Annotated in this window: 9 protein-coding genes and 1 pseudogene; 4 read left to right on the top strand and 6 right to left on the bottom strand. The window is 38.8% G+C overall.

What is annotated here, in order from left to right; genetic code table 11:
* Window positions 1-169: 169 nt before the first annotated feature.
* Window positions 170-1,183, bottom strand: coding sequence for a LacI family DNA-binding transcriptional regulator (locus tag I6F45_RS11385; RefSeq protein WP_165740595.1), 1,014 nt, complete (start codon window positions 1,181-1,183; stop codon window positions 170-172).
* A 38-nt stretch (window positions 1,184-1,221) separates the two neighbouring features.
* Window positions 1,222-2,214, bottom strand: coding sequence for a glucokinase (gene glk / locus I6F45_RS11380; RefSeq protein ID WP_165740594.1), 993 nt, complete (start codon window positions 2,212-2,214; stop codon window positions 1,222-1,224).
* 291 nt (window positions 2,215-2,505) lie between these two features.
* Here glk and I6F45_RS11375 point away from each other — a divergent pair, with 291 nt between their 5' ends.
* Entirely contained in the window at window positions 2,506-3,522 is a 1,017-nt protein-coding gene (locus I6F45_RS11375; protein ID WP_165727413.1) for a LacI family DNA-binding transcriptional regulator, read from the top strand.
* 206 nt (window positions 3,523-3,728) lie between these two features.
* On the opposite strand, the gene I6F45_RS11370 is transcribed toward I6F45_RS11375, so the two are convergent.
* On the bottom strand, window positions 3,729-6,656 hold the full coding sequence (locus I6F45_RS11370; RefSeq protein ID WP_197160509.1) for a TonB-dependent receptor: 2,928 nt from the start codon (window positions 6,654-6,656) through the stop codon (window positions 3,729-3,731).
* Between the two features lie 756 nt (window positions 6,657-7,412).
* Here I6F45_RS11370 and I6F45_RS21390 point away from each other — a divergent pair.
* From I6F45_RS21390 to I6F45_RS11360, 3 genes and pseudogenes are all read left to right on the top strand, one after another.
* Window positions 7,413-7,757: pseudogene (locus tag I6F45_RS21390) on the top strand (substrate-binding domain-containing protein); the annotation flags it as partial.
* A gap of 318 nt (window positions 7,758-8,075) precedes the next feature.
* Window positions 8,076-11,261, top strand: a complete 3,186-nt coding sequence (locus I6F45_RS11365; RefSeq protein ID WP_197160508.1) for a TonB-dependent receptor — start codon at window positions 8,076-8,078, stop codon at window positions 11,259-11,261.
* A gap of 73 nt (window positions 11,262-11,334) precedes the next feature.
* Window positions 11,335-13,242, top strand: coding sequence for an alpha/beta hydrolase family protein (locus tag I6F45_RS11360; protein WP_197160507.1), 1,908 nt, complete (start codon window positions 11,335-11,337; stop codon window positions 13,240-13,242).
* 338 nt (window positions 13,243-13,580) lie between these two features.
* Here the strand turns inward: I6F45_RS11360 and I6F45_RS11355 are convergent, their stop codons facing one another.
* The 3 genes from I6F45_RS11355 to I6F45_RS11345 are packed head-to-tail and all read right to left on the bottom strand — an operon-like array spanning window position 13,581 to window position 19,366.
* Window positions 13,581-15,998, bottom strand: a complete 2,418-nt coding sequence (locus tag I6F45_RS11355) for a glucan 1,4-alpha-glucosidase (RefSeq protein WP_165740479.1) — start codon at window positions 15,996-15,998, stop codon at window positions 13,581-13,583.
* A gap of 10 nt (window positions 15,999-16,008) precedes the next feature.
* Entirely contained in the window at window positions 16,009-17,514 is a 1,506-nt protein-coding gene (locus I6F45_RS11350) for an MFS transporter (protein WP_010555040.1), read from the bottom strand.
* Entirely contained in the window at window positions 17,507-19,366 is a 1,860-nt protein-coding gene (locus I6F45_RS11345) for an alpha-amylase family glycosyl hydrolase (RefSeq protein ID WP_197160506.1), read from the bottom strand. Before I6F45_RS11345 ends, I6F45_RS11350 begins: the two co-directional genes overlap by 8 nt.
* Between the last annotated feature and the right edge of the window lie 90 nt (window positions 19,367-19,456).

The raw sequence follows: 19,456 nt of genomic DNA, 5'->3' as shown, positions 1-19,456 counted from the left end.
GACACCGGTGTCAACCCTAGGTAACAAAAATAGTTTAATATTTTAACATGACCGAATAATGACCTATTTGATTTTTAGGCACAAAGTATATTTTAGCAAGTTCAGAGCAAAAAAAAGCCCGAATAAGCGTCACTCATATTCGGGCTACTGTGAAAGTGTTTTTAACTCACTATTTTATCGCAGAGGTAGACTCACGTGTAATTAAGCGCGACTCAAGCGTTACCTGATACGGCTGTTCTTGCGGTTGAGCTATGTGTGAAATAAGTTGAGTTACGGCTTGTTTAGTCATTTCCTCAACCGGTTGTGCAATAGTCGTTAAACCAGGCCAAATATGACGCGCAATAGGTGCGTTATCAAAGCCCGCAATAGAAATATCATCAGGTACTTTAAGTTGGCGCTGGGTAGCTAATTTTAACACCGCTGCCGCCATGTAATCATTTGATGCAAATACAGCTGTTGGCCTAGGTGATAAGTCTAAAATACTGCGCGCGCTGTCGACACCTGAGTGATAACTAAAGTTACCCTCCTCTACTAAGCGCTCATCAAATTCTATTCCATGGCTTGCAAGTGAACGCCTGTAGCCTTTAAAACGCTGTTGCGTCGCACTATGATCTGGATGACCTTTAATAAACGCAATTGATTTATGACCAAGACTAATTAAATGCTCCGTAATTTCAAATGCGCCTTGTTCATCATTACTACGAACTGAAATAGAATCATCTTGAAGTAAAGCTGACGCAACTCTTGCGTAAGGAATTTTTTTAGATTTTAAAAATGAAACCAGCTCGGCAAAATCACCAAAAGGAGGTGTTAATACAATGCCATCTAATCGAGAAGTCTGTAGTAATTGCTCAATATTATTTATAAGGGCTTCACCACGAAACTCACAAGGGTGTATCAATAAGTTATAGTTATTTTCTTTGCATGCTTCTAAAGCGCCCGTTTGCACCCGAGTGATATAACTTTTACTGGGATTATCGTATAAACAACCAATAATAAAGCTACGATTTTGTGCAAGGCCACGCGCAATAGGATTAGGTGTGTAATCAAGTTCTTTAAATACCGCGAGTACCTTTTCTCGGGTAGCGGCACTTACATTTGGCTCATTATTTAAAACACGCGAAACGGTTTTTTTAGAAACCCCAGCATGGCTTGCTACACTATTTATGGTTACTTTTTTCATCTATCCATTATCCAAATACAACCAATAAGGCCAAAGCCCTATTTGCTATTGTGTAAACACGCAGCAGCGCCAATAAGCGGTATGTTGTCTTGTGTTACAAGTGTTACAGGGATTTGCCCTGCGTACTGCGACATAATACCTTTTTGCGAAAATCGTTCAACAAAACGACTCTCTAGAAGTCTTGCTTGCATACGAGGCAGTATTCCACCGCCGATAAATAATCCGCCTAAAGCGCCGTAAACAACGGCTAAATCGCCGGCTACACTGCCGATCCAATCACAAAATTGGTTAAGCGTTGCATCACAAACAGTACATTCACCGCTATTTGCTAGACTACTTATTTGCGCCGCGTCTAAATTTTTAGCTGTTACACCCTTAACTGCAGCCATGGCCTTGTACAAATGCGCAATACCAGGGCCTGAAAATACTGTTTCGATAGAAACATGCGGATGATCTTTACGTAACTCATTTAATAATAAGGTATCGAGCTCATTAACAGGTGCAAGCGATATATGCCCTCCTTCTGAACTTAAAACAGCGGTAGATTGCGACGTTCTAACTAAACACGCTGCACCAAAGCCAGTACCTGGACCTATAACACCAATGTTTGCATTGTCATCAGCTTGACCCGATTTAACAATGACATTTTGTTTAGGATCTAAATAAGGGGCGGCGTATGCAAAGGCAGCAAAATCGTTTATGACTTCTAGTTGTTGTAAATCAAAATGAGTTTTAAATTCACTGACGCTAAAATGCCAACCTAAATTAGTTAAATGCACTTGCCCAGCTTTTATTGGACCTGCAACGGCTAAACATGCGCGTTTAGGTGTAATATGCGGGACTGTTTGTAAATATTGCTCAAGCGCACTTTGAAGTGAGCCAAAATTAGCACTAGGGAAAATATTAATGTGCTCTATTACAAATTGGTTGGTGTGTTCATTAAAAGCAGTGATTAAAGCAAAGCGGGCATTAGTGCCGCCAACATCAGCAACTAAGATGGGATCAAATTGTGCAGAAGCGTTTGGGCTCATAGTATTATCTCTTTTGTTAAGCGACTCATGCTTATTATTTTACAATGGTGTACCATTGTTATTTATACTTTGAGCTATCACCTCAAAGTAGCTATCACAGTAAAAAAATGCTGCCTATAAAGATATAGACAGCGAATACGTTTTGACAACAAAATGATAAAACATTGACATTATGACACCGGTGTCAGCCGTTTATCAATAAAAATATACGTTAATTCACAAAAAGCTTGAAATTATTCATTAATAAACGAAAATGACACAATTATTTATCAAACTAATTAAGTTGTAACAATGAAAGGTAAAGCCACCTCATTTGATATTGCCCACTATGCAGGGGTATCTCAATCAACTGTATCTCGCGCTTTACGTAACAGCCACCTTGTTAATGAGGAAACACGTAAGCGTGTTTTTGATATAGCTAAAAAACTTAATTATAAAGTTGATAAAAATGCCAGTAACTTACGCACACAGCAAAGTAGTACGCTTGCATTACTTTTATTTGAAGACCCCACTTCTGACGAGTCACAAATTAACCCTTTCTTTTTAGCCATGCTTGGCAGCATTACTCGTGCTTGCGCTAAAGAAGGTTACGATTTATTAGTTTCATTTCAATCGGCCAGTGCTGATTGGCAAGCAGACTACGAAGATAGCCACAGAGCTGATGGTATTATTTTACTCGGTTATGGCGATTACATTGATTACCAACCAAAATTTAGCACCTTACTTGAACAAAACACGAAGTTTGTTTGTTGGGGTGCAACCGTTGATAATCGACCCGATTTAACTGTTTGTTGTGACAACTACGGTGGCGGTAAGCTTGCCGCTGAGCACTTTATTGCTCATAGCAGAACTGATTGCGCTTTTATTGGAGATGCATCTGATCACAGCCCTGAATTTTTTAGTCGCTTTCAGGGCTTCAAAGATGAGCTATTGGCTAACAATGTTAAAATAAACGAACGTAAAATGGCTAACGCTATATCCACTGAAGAATCTGGGTATCACGCCACTCGTTCTCTTATCGCTAATAATATTAAATTTAACGCCTTATTTGCTGCAAGTGACTTAATTGCTATTGGTGCTATACGGGCGCTTAAAGAAGCAAATATTAACGTGCCAAAAGATGTTGCGGTAGTCGGCTTTGATAACATAGCCATTGCTAGTTATGTAAACCCACCGCTGACGACGATAGAGCAAAACACCACTGTTGCAGGGCAAATGCTCGTAGAGAACTTATTAAAACTGATACGTGGTGAAGAAGTACAAAGCACCCTATTACCTCCTATTTTGATTCCTAGAAAGTCGAGCTGAGCCTGTCTGATAAAATAAAGCAAAATTAACAAACCATTCTAATTGGCAGTTACAACTACTTAAATTTTATTCTCTATACTTTTATCTATTTATTTCACTTTTCGTTCTGATGTATTCCTATCTCATAAAATTCAAAATTTAAATATAAAAAAAGCCTCTAATGAGGCTTTTTGCTAAATTCTTTTTTAACTCAGACTAATAAGTTATTAAAAATCGTAAGACGCTGATAATTGAATTCTACGAGGAGACTGGTAAGACTGAGCTAAACCAAATGTAGCATTTCCATCGCCAGCAGCTATTTCTGCAGCTTCGTCGTAACGAGTTTCAGTAGCAGCATCAAATACGTTAAATACATCCATAGCTAAACGAACTTTCTGATCATTAAAGCGAAGGTTATAAGTAAAGTTAAGATCTAAACGTGCTGTCCATGGTGTAGTACCCATGCTGCCACGAGGGAAACGTTTGTCACCTACATAGTAAGTATCACCGTATACGTATTGATCAGGGTCTGGAGTATAACCTTGACCTAAAGCAGTCCAAGGACGTCCAGATGCGATATTAACATTAGCACCAATTAAGAAGTCTTCTGTAACAGCAAAAGCACCATAAATTTTAATGTTATGACGACGATCTGCAGGTAGATTACCATTAGCACCATCCATTAAATAAGGGTAATCCCAATCTTGCGTAAGACCAGCATCATCTTGACCATTATCAGATTTAACAAAACCTTCTGTATTACCATAGTTGTGAGACCATGTGTATAGCGCTTTTAAAGACCAAACCTGATCCCATGTTTTTTCTAATGTTAAATCAACTGATGCGTATTTACGCTTAGCTTCCGGGTAACCTAACTCTTGTGCTGTAAAGCTATATTCTTCAGTGGTGCCGTCACCATCAAGATCAAAATTGAAAGTAGCGCCATTGCCAGGATTAAATAAGAACCAGTTCTCACCTAAATATTCACCATTTTCATCATTAAAGATATAAGAACCATCATCAATTTGATTACCTAAAACACGGTAAGTTGCCTTGATACCCCATGACCAATCATCATTAATTGCTGCTTGATAACCAATCATATACTCATCGTTATACATTGGTTCAAGATCTTTATCAGATAAGGTATTTGATGGTTTTGCAGTACCGTCACCACCATTAGAAATAGCAGGATCACCTAGCTGAGTACCTAAACCAACAGGAGTACCGTCTGCGTTTAAGCCTTCATACGCATACCATGTTTGAATATAAGTCTCTGCACCAGCTAAACGGATATTAGTATTAGCTGCAACTGGTAGGTAATAACGACCAGCAGTGAAGAACAACTTACTATCGCCATCTCCATTAATATCCCAAGAACCACCTATACGAGGGGCAATTTGGTTATCAATAGAAACAAACTCTTCGCCATCTGCATTGTAGTTAGTAAAACTATCATTACGAAGGCCTAATGTTAATGTTAAATCTTCAGTAACTGACCATTGATCTTCAATATAAATAGCCCAGTTTTCTACTTCAAACGAACCGCCATTTTTATAATCGCGTACACGTGTTGTCTTCATTTCTTCAGGTAAGACATAACCATTAGCCAGTCTAGCGCCTTCTTCGTATGTACGATAATAGTAGTAAACGCCACCAGAGTTTTGTGTTGTTGAATCAGCTGTATTAGTTTCAGAATCATAACCAAATTTTAACGTATGCTCATCGTTTAGGTAATAATCAAAGTCAACGCGCAATTGCTCACGTTTATCTTCATTTTCACCAACGGTAAAGTTTACATAACACGTAGTATCCTCACCTAAATCGGCATCATAACCTGTAGGACAATCATCAAAGTCTGAGTAATCAGTTTCTGAAAACTTAACCTGACCAAACATTGCTGACATACTTAGATCATCTGTTAGGTTACCAGTATAACGAACTGCAAAACTTTCTCCGCCTCGCTTATGGTAAGCTGTACCACCATCTTCAGTGTAATTACCATTTCCTTGAGGGTCTGAAATTGTTTTTTCAGAATAAGTTCGTTTATCACTAAAGCCCCAAAGCATTAGCTGATGATCTTCGTTAATATTCCAGTCAAAACGAGCTAGGTAATATGGGTCATCATCTTTTTCAACTGTTAAATCTGTTTGAGATGCATTACCGTATTCGTAGTCATTATCTCTTGCAGTGTAAATACCATAGAAGAATAATGTGTCTTCAACTATCGCACCTGAAGCATAAATACTTGTTTCAAATGAATTGTCGTAGTCGTCTTGGTTATTAACATATAAATCACCAATACAATGGCCATCCGCGTCTTCACAGCGATCATTTTGCTTGTAAAGTGAATCAGGAGCTTGCTCACTTAACGAGTCAGATGAATAAATCGTTTCAACACCAAAGTGAAAATCATTAGAACCAGATTTAGTAACTGATGAGATTAATCCACCAGTAGTACGCCCGAACTCTGCAGAATAACCACCCGTTTTAACTTGGAAGCTGTCGTACGCGGTGAATGGGATTGTTGCACCACCAAGGCCATTACGGAAGTTAGTCATATTTAGACCATTCACGTAATAAGCATTTTCAGCTACAGAAGCACCACCAAATGAAGCTTGGTCGCCAAAACGACTGTCCCCTTCAGTTGCGCCAGGCGCAAGCAATGCTACTGAAGTTACTGAGCGAGATATAGGTAGTAGCGATAATTCTTCAGAGCTAATATTTAATGAAGACTCTGATGCAGAAACATCTATTGCACGAATAGAGCCACCTACAACAGCAATTCTTTCGATATTACCTGTAGTTAGTGGAATTTGAATGAGAGCTGTTTTACCTACCCCTATAACAACATCTTTAACTTGAGCTTGGTCAAAACCAGATTGGGATACTGTAATATCATACTTACCTACTGGCACTTGCTTAAGATCAAACTCACCATTTGCATCAGCAGTTAGTGTTTTAGAATAACCTTTGCTTTCATCTGTTATTGTTATTGATGCACCCGCTAATGAAACACCTGACTGAGCAGTTAAGCTACCTTTGATAGCGCCGTTAACGTTATCTGCCATTGCTGGCATTGCCGCACTTAACGTCATTGCAACTGCTGCAGCAGTGAATGAGCGTTTAAATGTCTTAGAAAAATTATGGTTCATTTTTGATTTATCCCTAGATAATTAGATTATTATTTTTTATGTCTTACGTTAAATACTTTATATAACGCCTACTAATTTAAAGTATTTAACCCCCTCAACGTGTAAGGAGAAACAAATTAATAACACAATAAAAACAAACTTGCCAACAAAATGCGACAGCAATTAACAGGAAAATCACCATAAAAAACAATAAATTAACAAAAAACCAAGGATAAAACCAAAAAACAAAATAAAAACAAAAAAAACAAACATATAATTTACATTATTAGTTGTTTGCAAAACCAACAAAATGAATAAAAAGCAGGCTCCATTATTTATAAAAACAGCGCCATAAACACCATTAAAGAACAACTCTTATACAATTGACTTAAAACCCCTATCAAAATACTATCTCACTTAATTAGCATAAATATTCACATCACACTTCACAAACCCTATACCGTTGCAAAAAACGGAATTTAATTTAGAAAAAAAAACGCCTAATTAAAATCTTTTTTTATGTCATATAATTTCTAAATCATTACTTAAATGACTCGAAAACCACCAAATAATGATCCCAACCCGTTTACCACGGAGTAAACGTACCTGCTTAATATATTTTGCATGTATCCAAACTTTAGGTGTAGCTGAGTTTGTGTCCTCACCCAACTTATAACCTGCTTTATTTACACCTATACATCCCACGCTTATTTTGGTAAAAAAATGCCGCTATTAGCAAATTACCCTAACTCTTTTACATAACTATTTTTAATATCAGCTTGTTTTACATCATTTAGCGCATTACTTGCTAATAACGTTAAAATAAGAGAGCGAAAAATGGCTAATACTATACCCACTGAATAATTGAGGTATCACGCCGTTCACTTATCGCTAATAATATTAAATTTAACGCCTTATTTGCTGCAAGCGACTTAATTGCTATTGGCGCTATACGTGCACTTAAAGAAGCTAATATTAACGTACCAAAATTTGTTGCATCGGCTTTGTTATTACAGTCATTGCAAATTACGTAAACTCACAACTAACTACAATAGATCGAAACACCACTGTTGCTGGGCAAATGTAGTAGAGAACTTATTAAAATTGATATGTGGTGAATAAGTACAAAGTGCCCTATTAAATCCTATTCTCACTTCTAGAAGGTCAAGCTGAGCCTTCTTAATTAAGCAAATACTGATTACATCTGTTCACATTCATTTACAAACAATAAAATCATATAATAAACAATATATTAAAAAAAACACCACCCAAAAAACTATACTTTTTCATCAAAAAAACATCAATTACACATTCCTTAGCAACAGCAATTTGTTAACTGCATTTACTATTTTGTTTCTATAATGTAAATTTATTGTACCGCTATGATCTTGATCTGTAACTTTATAGCCTAAATAACAACAATATCTCAGGGATTTACATATGTTTAAAACTAAAGCTCTATCAAATGCAATAAGATACTCTTTATTGCTAGGCTCTGTAGCCTTAGCGCCTAACGCGCTAGCTCAAGAAAATGACTTGAATTCAGACGTAGAATTAGAAGAAGAAGCACCTGAACGAATAGTTGTAACAGGCTCACGTATAAGAAAAGCTGAATTTTCAAATGCATCACCAATTCAAATTATCAATGGCGACTTATCTCGTGAAATGGGTTTATTTGATGCAGGCTCAATGCTTCAATCGACCAGCCAAGCGGCTGGTGCTCAAATAGATAATACATTTGGTGGTTTTGTACTAGATAACGGTCCGGGCGCTGCAACAATCGGATTTCGTGGTTTAGGTGCTGAACGAACTCTTGTACTTATTAATGGCCGAAGAATGGCTCCTGCTGGCGTTGGTGGTGCACCAACATCCCCTGATTTGAACTTAATACCTGGCGTAATGATTGAGCGTGTAGAGAATTTATTTGATGGCGCATCAACCGTTTATGGTTCTGATGCGGTAGCGGGTGTAGCTAACGTAATATTAAAAAAAGATGTTGAAGGTTTTATTTTTGATGCATCTTATCGTCAACCTAAAGGTGAAGGCGGTGAAGAAACTGTACTTTCGGGTATGTGGGGCAAAACCATGGATAATGGTTTTATCACTGTAGGCGTTGAATATTCAGAACAAAAATCTCAATCTTTATCTGGTAACCCTTTTGTTAAAGGGTGTGAAGAGCGTATTTGGGAAGCTGAAGATGGCAGTATCGTAACGAGAAACAGTGGCTATGGTCCTGTGGCGAGTGGTGAAGATTCATGTGATATTTTCCCTCTAACAAATCGTATTAGCGTACCTTCTTTCTTTGGTAGTGTTTATTACACTCCTAACTTTACAAACACTGGTATTCCAAACTTCAGCGAATCAACTGTACCATCAAGTCTTGAAGGATTTTTACCTTCATGGGTAGCTGGCGATTTCGATGGCGATGGTATTAATGATGGTGTATTTGTTGATGGTAACGGAGATGGTTTTCGTGACGTTGATTTCCAAGACCCTCTATACGCTTTCCAACAATCTGATTACTACAAAAGTGGTGATTACAGAAGTAAAAATGAACGTATTTCACTAATGCTTAATGGTGAATACAACTTCCAAGACGATAACGACACAACTTTCTACTATGAAGGTTTATACGCTAGTCGTAAATCTCCAATTTTTAGCCCTGGTGCACAAATATTTCAACAAGTAGCGGCATCAAACCCATATAACCCTTGTGGTACAAACGGTATTGACTGTTTTGGCGTGTTAGGTGTGGGCCCTGGTGGACCTGAGGCCGTTCAGCCAATCATCAATATTCGTGGTGACCGTGATCAAACTGAAGTTGAAGTTTCACAATATCGTTTAGTTACCGGTGTTACTGGTAATATTGGTATGTTCGAAAACATTGGTTTAGACAATTGGTACTACGACGCGTCTGTATCGTACAGCGCATCTAAAGGTACTGACCACCGTGTTGGTATTGATGAAGAACGCTTAATTAACTCATTAGAAACCGCTGTTCTTAATGATGATGGTACTGTTACCTGTGGTACCGGTTCTGATGGATGTGTTCCTGTTAATTTATTTGCAGACAGTATTTACCAAGAAGGTGGCGGTACGCTTTCACCTGAAGAAGCGGCCTATTTATTTATTGACCGCGACATCGAAACTAAAGTAAACCAGTTTGTTTTTAATGCATTCATGGGGGGTGACTTCTTCGCACTACCATGGAATAACGAAACTGTTGCAGGTATCGTTGGTATTGAATATCGTCGTGATGAGATTGAATCAAATCCTAATGCAGCAGCATCACAAGGCTTACTATGGGGCTACTTTGCTGACCAAGGCGCTGATGGTTCTCGTAATCTAAAAGAAATATTCACAGAAGTTGACTTCCCTTTACTTAAAGGAGTTAAAGGTGCTGAAGAACTTACATTTACAGCTTCTGGCCGTGTTTCTGAAGAATCTTTCTACGATGCTGAATCAACTTATAGTCTTAAAACTATCTACCGTCCTGTTGATTGGTTTACTCTTCGTGCTACAAAAGGTACTTCTTATAGAGCGCCAAACTTACGTGAACGTTTCTTAAACGGTACGTCTGGTTTTAATACAGTTGCCGATCCATGTGTTGTTCCGGAAGATGCTCGTAATATTGACCCATTGAACCCAGGTTCAGCAGCTACATATAATGCAGCTGAAGAAACACGCGATACAGCGGTATTAAACGCTTGTCAAGCATCAGGTATTGATCCAACTACTCTTGGTTTAGGTCAAGGTGGGACTGATTCATATACTGGAACTTATAGCGCTGAGATTGAAACTGGCGGTACAACTGAGCTTAGTGCTGAAACATCAGTGGCTAAAACATACGGTTTTATCTTTGAACAACCGTTCACTGATGCATTTGATTTAACAATGTCATTAACTCGTTTTGATATTGAAGTAACAAATAGTATTGCAGAGCCAAGTGCTTTCTACAGTATTGGTCAGTGTTATTCTGCTGATGGTAATGATGCTTTTTGTAGCCGTATCGGCCGTGACGAAAATGGTCAAATTGATTTAGTTGATGCTAGCTTTATCAATATTGGTTTAATCTCTTCTAAAGGTTTTGATTACAATATCTACTTTGAAACAGATACGGTAATTGCAGAAGAAAACTTAGGTATTACACTAGACCTTCAAGCCACGCGCATGACAGAGCAAGTTTTTGATGTACTTGGTACTATTGATGACAATATGGGTGAGCCAGATTCACCAGAATGGCGCGGTACAGCACGCTTACAACTTAAATATTCTGATTTTAGGTTTAACTGGGAAACACGTTTCATCGGTAAAGGTCGTGAAGATGAAGATGATTTAGGTGAATTCGAAGAAGGTACTGCAGGTTGTCGTGGTTTAACTGACGCAAATGGTGCTCCACTTAAATGTCGCCCTGTTGGTTTCACTGATGACTACTTTGTACATAACATCGGTATGACTTGGTCTAACGATGCTTATAAAGTGAACTTTGGTGTACGTAACGTATTTAATGAAGCTCCACCAAAAGTAGACCCAAATGGTTCTTTCTCAAATACTAACATCCCTCTAGGTGTTGGTTATGATACTTCAGGACGTAGCCCATACATCAGTTTTACAGCTTCTTTTTAATTAGAATTGGCTGAGTATATATTCAATCCAGATGGCCTAAAATTTTAGGCCATTTTTTTTGAGGGAATAAAAAATGAAACTTAAAAAAAGAATGTTAGTAGGATTTACCTTACTAAGCCTATCTTCTTTCGCTAATAGCGAAACTGAAGATGCGACACAAGTGAGCAGTATCGATGCTTTCTTAATGTCATCTGCTATTCGTAGTGTTGTAGCATCACCTGATGGTAAGAAGCTTGCTATTTTAAGAGCGACTACCAAAAATGGTGACTATATAATTGAGATAAGAGATCCAAATAACCTAGAAGCAGACCCCGTAAGGTTGGGCGCTGATAAAATGCTGATATCTTCCATCGTATGGTTAAACGATGAAAAAATAGGCGTTATGTTTAGACAAATACTAGAAGATGGAAGTCGCAAATACTGGGTTAATAAGTTTGCAATAACTGATGCAGATGGTAAAGGCGACTGGTTATTACCATTTAAGAAAAAGCGAAATGTTCAATTTAATATAATAAATATACTTCCAGACAAAAAAGATGAAGTACTTGTAGAAGTTGATATTAATAATAACTACATTCCAGATGTAGTGAGATTTAATATTAACACTGGACGAAGCGTTACTGTAATGCGCGGAAATGAAAAAGTATCAGGCTCGTTTGTTTCTGACTACGATGGTGAAATAAGAATAGCCCAAGGTTGGAATAAATCTGATAACGCAATCGATTATTATGCCCGAGATAAAGGCAATGATGATTGGAAAGTAATTAAGCAAGTTAGTCCTAAAAAGCGTGAAAACTTTGAGATATTAGGATTTGCAAAAGGTAATCCTAACGAAGTTTATGTTAACGCCAACTTAGGCGAAAATACGACTGGCATTTATATTTACAATATTAAAACAGGTCAGTATTCTGAACGTCAATTTGGTCTTAAATCTGTAGATACAGACGGTGTTATACTTGATACCGACGGCACTTTACAAGGCTTTCGCTATACAACCAAGCAGCCTAAGTTTTATTTCACAGACCCAAACCTTCAAGCACTTAACGAATCTGTTGCTTCTTTATTTAAAGATAAGTTTGTACAAATCATTAGTAGCTCTGATAACGATAACGTATTAGTGGTGAGAGTATCTGCTGACGATAACCCAGGCAGCTATTACATTGTTACTAATAAGCAGAAGCTGACTAAAATTGGTGACCGACTTCCGTTTATTGATAAAAGTAAATTAGGATCCGTTAAATATATCTCTTATAAAGCAAGAGATGGACGCAAAATAAAAGCGTATGTAACCATCCCTGCGACTAAAGGTCCTTACCCTGCGATAGTACTTCCTCACGGTGGTCCTTGGGTGCGTGACTCTGTTGTATTTGATGACTGGGCGCAGTTACTTGCCTATCATGGTTACGTAGTTATTCAACCAAACTATCGTGGATCTACGGGGTACGGTCTGGAGCATTGGATAGCCGGTGATAATAACTGGGGCTTGAAAAAACAAGATGATTTAGACGACGCGGCACAATATTTAATAGATAAAGGCTTAGCAACAAAAGATAAGCTTGCTTTATTTGGTTGGAGTTATGGCGGTTATGCTGCATTTGCTGCATCTATGCGTGAAAACAACATATATAAATGTGTTGTTGCCGGTGCAGGGGTAAGTGATTTAAGCCGTATTAATGCAACTCTTAACGAAAATCGCTTTTTAAGTATTTTACAACGCCCTACGATTACAGGTGTCTCTCCTGTAGAGCAAGTAGATAAAGTAAATATTCCTATACTAGTTGTGCATGGTGATATCGACAGTCGTGTTCCAGTAAAACACAGTAGAGACTTCGTATCTGAGCTTGAGAAGTACAAAAAAGACTTTAAATATATTGAGCTTGAAGATGCTGATCACTTTTCTGATACGCTTTTCTACGATCATAAAAAAGAATTTTATACCGAGTTGTTATCATGGTTTGATAATAAGTGTGGTCTCAAATAATGTAACTAAAAAGTGACACTCATTTTATTTGAAGAGCATTCTTTTGTTTTAATATTAAGTGAGTACATAACAAAAAGGCTTCTAAATTTATTTAGAAGCCTTTTTTAATAACTACAGCATTTTATACCAATCCGCAATAATACTTAATCATTTTGCGGGGCTAAACGTGTCGCTAACTGCGTTAAAAAATTCTCATTTACGACTGCATGGATGCAGAAGGTAGAGCAATGCAGGAGCAATTGCCGAGAACAACTAAATAGCGAATTTTTTGCCTAGCTAACAACACGTTTTTCCTGCCTCAAAATAGCTCACTTAATTAAGCGAATTGGTATTATATATTAGTCTTTAAGCGATTCGGCAACCACAGGGTAATAATCCCAAACTTGTTTATCACTGAGTGAGCGTACAAGCTTGATGTATTCTGCGTGTGTCCAAGCTAGAGGTGTTGCTGAGTTTGTGCCCTCGCCTAATTCATAACCTGCTTTATTTACGCCAACGCCATCCCATACTTGCTCAGGTAGCATCATGCCGCTATTAGCAAATTGCTCTAGCCCTTTTACGTAACTATTTTTAATGTCCGCTTGTTTTGCATCATCTAGCGTATTATTTGCGTTTGCGGCCGCTATTTCATAGTGTCCGCGTTCACCTGTAAAAAATGGCCATACACGACCACGTTGGCCTGGCGTGTTGCTCCTGCTTTCGGCGTAATTAGTACCTGTGGTTTCATCTTCGCCGTAACCGTCGTTGCCATAACGGCGATAGCCTGCAAATGTGCCGCTACCATCGGTAAAGTTAAAGCTGTATTTAACTTGTAAGTTATCTTCAAGCGTTTCGTCGTCATACTCAGGTAGGGTTTTAACTATACTTGAATCGTTGGCACTTCTTACTCCATAGCGGACTAATTCTAAAAAACCACCATCTAAAATCTGCTTTTTGTTAAAACCTTCACGGCCATTGTTGGCGTTAATTTTAGTATTAGAGTTAGCGTCGGTGTCTTGACCTATACGAATAAAATACTCGCCATCGGTGCTATCACCTTTTAAATTACCTTCGGTGGTAAACATTTGCGATTCTATATCATTGTTGTACTTTTTAGCCGTTGCTAAATAACGATCTGCATTTTGAGTATCACCGCTGAGTGTTGCTATGTCACTGGCTGTTATAAGGCCAGCAACAACGGCAGCCGTTGTAGAGGGAGAATAACCACTTTGCTCTTCCCAGCGCTCTTGCTGTGTAGCAGGTGGAGTGATTTGCATGTCGTTCCATAAAATTTTAGCTCTTCCGCCATCAACTAAAAAGTCAGCTGCCGGTTTTAGCATGCGTGCGTACCAATCTTTAAGTTCGTTATCACTTAGTACGTTTGCTTGATGTAACTTCCACGCAAGCATAATCGGCATAGCCGTTTGATCTAGCTGTACCCCTACCCATTCAAGTTCACCGTCAACATGTGTTTTTTGTAAAAACCATCCTGTATCACCATTGTTACCGGGGGTTTTGCTAGTAACTTGTACTTTTTCAAGGTATTCGAAGGCCGTTTTTGCAGTCGCTGTATCGCCTAAGGCCATAAATGCCATAGCTACTTGATAAAAATCACGAACCCATACCGCTTTGTAACCAGTCGAACCCTCTTTGGCTGAAACAGTTTCACCCCAAGGATTAGAAAGTGAGGCAATGAGCGCACCCGCATTAGTTTTGTCTTCTTGCGCTTTTAGTACCATTGCACTGGTATAAAGTAGCTTACCGTCATCGGCTGTTTGCTTAACCATTGTATTTAATGGCTCAAGGCTTTGTAAATAATCTTCCCAGCCTAGCGCTTCACCTTTACCGTTGTAGGCATCAAGCACATTTTGATAACCTTTAGATAAGCTCTGTGCACCTTGTTGCTGGCTTTGCTGCTGCGTTTTACCAAAGCTTAGTGCTAAATCAAATGTGGTATTACTATCGATATTACCAAGCTCTGCCAGCAGAGTGACGTTACCGGCCTTATCGCCAGTGTTTGAATATTGTTTGCTTAGTGTGTTTTGTTTTTTAAGTGAGGTGATGCCATCGCTCACACCTGTAAAGCCTACACTTTGCATTTTGAATGGCGTAGATGATTGCAACGTTAAAAAATTATCATCTTCCCATGCTACTAAGCCTTGCTCAGTGGTTTTTGCAAAATCACCTAAGCCGTTGTTGTTTATATAAGGGTTAACAGCAACATACGCTTTCACGCCTTTAAGTGATGTATTAAAAATACTGCGTACAAACAATGTTTGTCCGTCAGGGTCGGTGAATATGTGTTTTTCGAGGGTAAAACGCCCTTTCTTATCTGTACTTGTTACTTTGTAAGCAAGCGATAGTGGTCTGCCTTTATCGTCTTTATGTAAGTAATCAATTGTAACGTCTAAGTCGTCAGCTTCAGTGACTGTAAAATCTTTACCGGTTACTACAAACTGCATATCTTTAATTTGAGCTTGGTGAATGAGTCCAAACATAGTTTCGGTGATCATACCTTTGGCAATTGAAAACCATACTTTTGATACTTCACCTGTCGCAGCATTGTTATTATATTGGCCGTTTTGGTATTGCTCAAAAGAAGTACCAATTCCGGTTTTACCCGCGTAAGCCCAATATGGTTCAGCACCTGGTGCACCTGGTGCGCCAGGAGCTGCTGAAACTGTAGCGTCAATATTTTCGTTATTCGTATTTTGTGCACCACAGGCTGTTAAGCCCAAAGTTAAAAGAGCGGTAGTAATAAGGTTATATTTTTTCATTGTGTGACCCTTAGTTTGAATTTTTAACGCGCATTACAGCAATCGCAGCAACAACGAATGATGCAGCACCAATTAATAATGCGTAAATAGGCTGGTTAGAAAATACGTGGCGTAAAATAAGCCCTAAAATACTAGCGGCAAGCAATTGCGGTATAACAATAAAGAAGTTAAAAATCCCCATATACACGCCCATTTTATTACTCGGTAGTGCATTACTTAACATTGCATAAGGAAGTGATAAAATAGAAGCCCATGCAAAACCAACGCCTATCATTGGAATAAGAAGCATTTTTGGGTCTGTTATAAACATAAAGCTCGCAAGGCCCAATGCACCTAGTAGTAAGTTAAAGCAATGTGCGCCTTTTAAGCCCATCTTTTTAACTAAGAATGGAATACACATAGCGGCAATAGCCGCAAAGCCATTGTAAGCTGCAAATAAAATGCCGACCCAATCAGCCCCATCGTTAAAGGCTTTACTTGTTGCATCACTGCTGCCGTAATGAAAGCTTGTTACTGCGGCTGTGGTGTATATCCACATAGCAAATAACGTAAACCAGCTAAAAAACTGCACCCAAGCAAGCTGCTTCATTGCCTCTGGCATGGTAAATACATCTTGTACTACTTGGTAAAAACCGCCTTGTATTTTGTTAGCAGCCTTTAATGCGCTTGCTATCCACTGCACAATACCAAACGCTAGTAAGCCACCAGCAAGTAGGTATAACTCTTTTTCAAGCGATAAACCCATTACTAATGCAAGGGTTGCTAAACCTAGCACCACAAAAATAATGGCACCTTTATTAAAGTTGATATCTACTAATGCGGTATTAGTCGGTTTGGCAGTGTGGTTTTCAAAAGCAGCTAATTGCTCAGGACTATATTCTTTGGTTCGCATAACTGTCCAAAGAACTGCGACTAGCAATACGACCCCACCCCAATAAAATGAATATTTAACAGATTCAGGGATTTGCCCTGGCGCAGCGGTATTACTTACGTCAAACCAATTGGTCATCATCCATGGTAGCGCTGAGGCTAATACCGCACCAATACCAATAAAAAAGCTTTGCAAGCCATAGCCCGTAGCACGTTGTTTTTCTGGCAGGTTATCGCCTACAAGTGCTCTAAAAGGTTCCATAGTGACATTGATTGAGGCATCCATAATCCATAACATACCTGCAGCAATCCAAAGGGTTGGTGAATGCGGCATGATAAAGAGTGAGATAGTAGTAAGTACCGCCCCTATGAAAAAGAATGGACGACGACGACCAAAACGCCCCCATGTTTTATCACTCCAATAACCAATTATTGGTTGCACTATTAAGCCCGTTAGCGGTGCTGCAACCCATAAAATAGGAATATCATCCACTTGTGCGCCTAGGGTTTGAAAAATACGGCTCACATTGCCGTTTTGTAGTGCAAAACCAAATTGAATACCCAAAAAGCCAAAGCACATATTCCATATTTGCCAAAAACTTAGATTTGGTTTGTTGCTGTCATAATTATTATTTTGATTATTCATGATTAGCCTTATTAGTTAAAACTGCGCTACTAAATGCATCTAGCGAAAGCATAAGCTTTGTAACTTCTTTGTCAGTGATGATCTTTACCGTGTTTTGTTCAAGTAAGTCGTGTAGCGGTTTATTTCGCTCAAAGGTATTAGCTTGCTCTGGTGTTAAATTAATTAATACCGTTTGTGGCTCCTCACTAAAATTACTAAAAACATAAACAGATTGCTGTCCCAGCGAGCGTACAAAACCAACAACGCGTTCGCTATTGCTAAGTGAAAGCTCTGACATGGTTCCACCTACAACAGCGGGTAAACTATTAAGAGCCATTATTGATTTATAATAATCACGAAGTGATGCTTGCTCGCTTGACAAGTTAGCGCCGTCGAATTTGCCGTTGTTCATCCATGCTCGATGCGCTGGTACACCAATGTAGTCAAAAATACTGGTGCGAGTAGATGTGCCAAAACCTGCGTTTTCAGATCCGTCCTCCCCCACATCTTGAGCAAAATATAATAAAGTAGGTGCGCGACTAATTAAGCTAGAAACTACCATTGCTGGTTTCCCCCAGCGTGCATCACCTGCAAAATCGGGGCTCGCAATGCGTTGTTCGTCGTGGTTTTCTAAAAAGTGCAACATGTGCGATTCAATATCGTTAACGTGGCTTTGGGCTGCAAAAATCGTATTAGCAGCTTGCTTACCCTGCATAATGGCTTTTAATGTGTCGTAAAAGCCGACTTTGTCATACAAATAATCCATTTTTCCTTGCTGAATATACGCTCTGTACATTTTCGGGTTATAAACTTCAGCCAATAAAAATGCATCCGGTTTTTGCATTTTGATTGATGAGTTTAAAAAACTCCAAAATTCAACTGGCACCATTTCGGCCATATCGTATCTAAAGCCATCAACGCCTTTATCAAGCCAGTACAAAGTGATATCTCTAAATTTATACCAACTATTAGGAAGCTCTTTATTTTGCCAAAAAGCGTAATGAGCGCGATAATCTTGGTTTTTTAGCTCTTTAGGTAATGCAGGAAAGTCATAGCTGCCATCTGGCTTTACACCATAGTTAACTTTTACGGTTTCATACCAATCGTTTATATCAGGTTTTGGTGCTCGCGCCCCATTCCCCGTCCATTTTGCTGGCGTTTCATCAAAAAAACCATCAGCTAATGGATGCGTATTACCACCTAAAACGAGGTAACTTTCTGACGCTGGAACCTGAAAAGACTGCCCAGGTACATAATAAAAGTTGTTATTTTTATCGTACTCTTTACTTTTATCATCCTGCTCACCAAAGTCTTTTACTCCTTTGGGTTTTGCTACTGATTTATAATCACGCGCAACATGGTTAGGGACAATATCAATAACCACTTTCATACCATGTTGATGAGTGCGCTCAATCAGATCACTAAACTCACCCAACCTATTAGTCACATTTATGGCTAAATCGGGGTTAACGTCGTAGTAATCTTTGATTGCATAAGGTGAACCTGCACGGCCTTTTACTACATCCGGATCGTCTTGGCTAATGCCGTACTGTGTATAGTCGCCCACTAACGCATGGTGCAAAACACCGGTATACCAAACATGGGTCGTCCCTAGCTCTTTAATGCCAGCTAATGCAGCATCGTTAAAGTCAGCAAATTTGCCTACACCATTTTGCTCTTTTGTACCCCAAGGTACATTTGCGGTTTGTGTGTTACCAAATAAACGTGTAAACACTTGGTATACAACAGGCTTTGTTAACTCATTTTGCGCCTGTTTAGGCATTTGCTGTTGTTCGATTTCATTATTGTCTGAGCACGCACTTGTTATAAGTGCGCTACACAGTAATGCGGGTACATAAACTGATTTTTTCATTGTGTGTCTTTTTGTCAGTAGTGTTATAGCTTTATACTAAAGATAACTGCAGCAAGCATACAGTTGCTGCATACGTATTCACTTAAACAT

Origin of the sequence: Pseudoalteromonas sp. SWYJZ19, from assembly GCF_015864375.1 — a bacterium.
Taxonomy (GTDB): Bacteria; Pseudomonadota; Gammaproteobacteria; order Enterobacterales; family Alteromonadaceae; genus Pseudoalteromonas; species Pseudoalteromonas arctica.
Note: the sequence above shows the minus strand (reverse complement) of the source record. Positions and strands in the feature narration are given on the sequence as shown.

Excerpts from the sequence above, each read along its gene's own strand:
- I6F45_RS11350 (WP_010555040.1), bottom strand. The coding sequence starts at position 17,514 with ATGAATAATCAAAATAATAATTATGACAGCAACAAACCAAATCTAAGT.
- I6F45_RS11375 (WP_165727413.1), top strand. The coding sequence starts at position 2,506 with ATGAAAGGTAAAGCCACCTCATTTGATATTGCCCACTATGCAGGGGTA.
- I6F45_RS11365 (WP_197160508.1), top strand. The coding sequence starts at position 8,076 with ATGTTTAAAACTAAAGCTCTATCAAATGCAATAAGATACTCTTTATTG.
- I6F45_RS11345 (WP_197160506.1), bottom strand. The coding sequence starts at position 19,366 with ATGAAAAAATCAGTTTATGTACCCGCATTACTGTGTAGCGCACTTATA.
- glk (WP_165740594.1), bottom strand. The coding sequence starts at position 2,214 with ATGAGCCCAAACGCTTCTGCACAATTTGATCCCATCTTAGTTGCTGAT.
- I6F45_RS11360 (WP_197160507.1), top strand. The coding sequence starts at position 11,335 with ATGAAACTTAAAAAAAGAATGTTAGTAGGATTTACCTTACTAAGCCTA.
- I6F45_RS11385 (WP_165740595.1), bottom strand. The coding sequence starts at position 1,183 with ATGAAAAAAGTAACCATAAATAGTGTAGCAAGCCATGCTGGGGTTTCT.
- I6F45_RS11370 (WP_197160509.1), bottom strand. The coding sequence starts at position 6,656 with ATGAACCATAATTTTTCTAAGACATTTAAACGCTCATTCACTGCTGCA.
- I6F45_RS11355 (WP_165740479.1), bottom strand. The coding sequence starts at position 15,998 with ATGAAAAAATATAACCTTATTACTACCGCTCTTTTAACTTTGGGCTTA.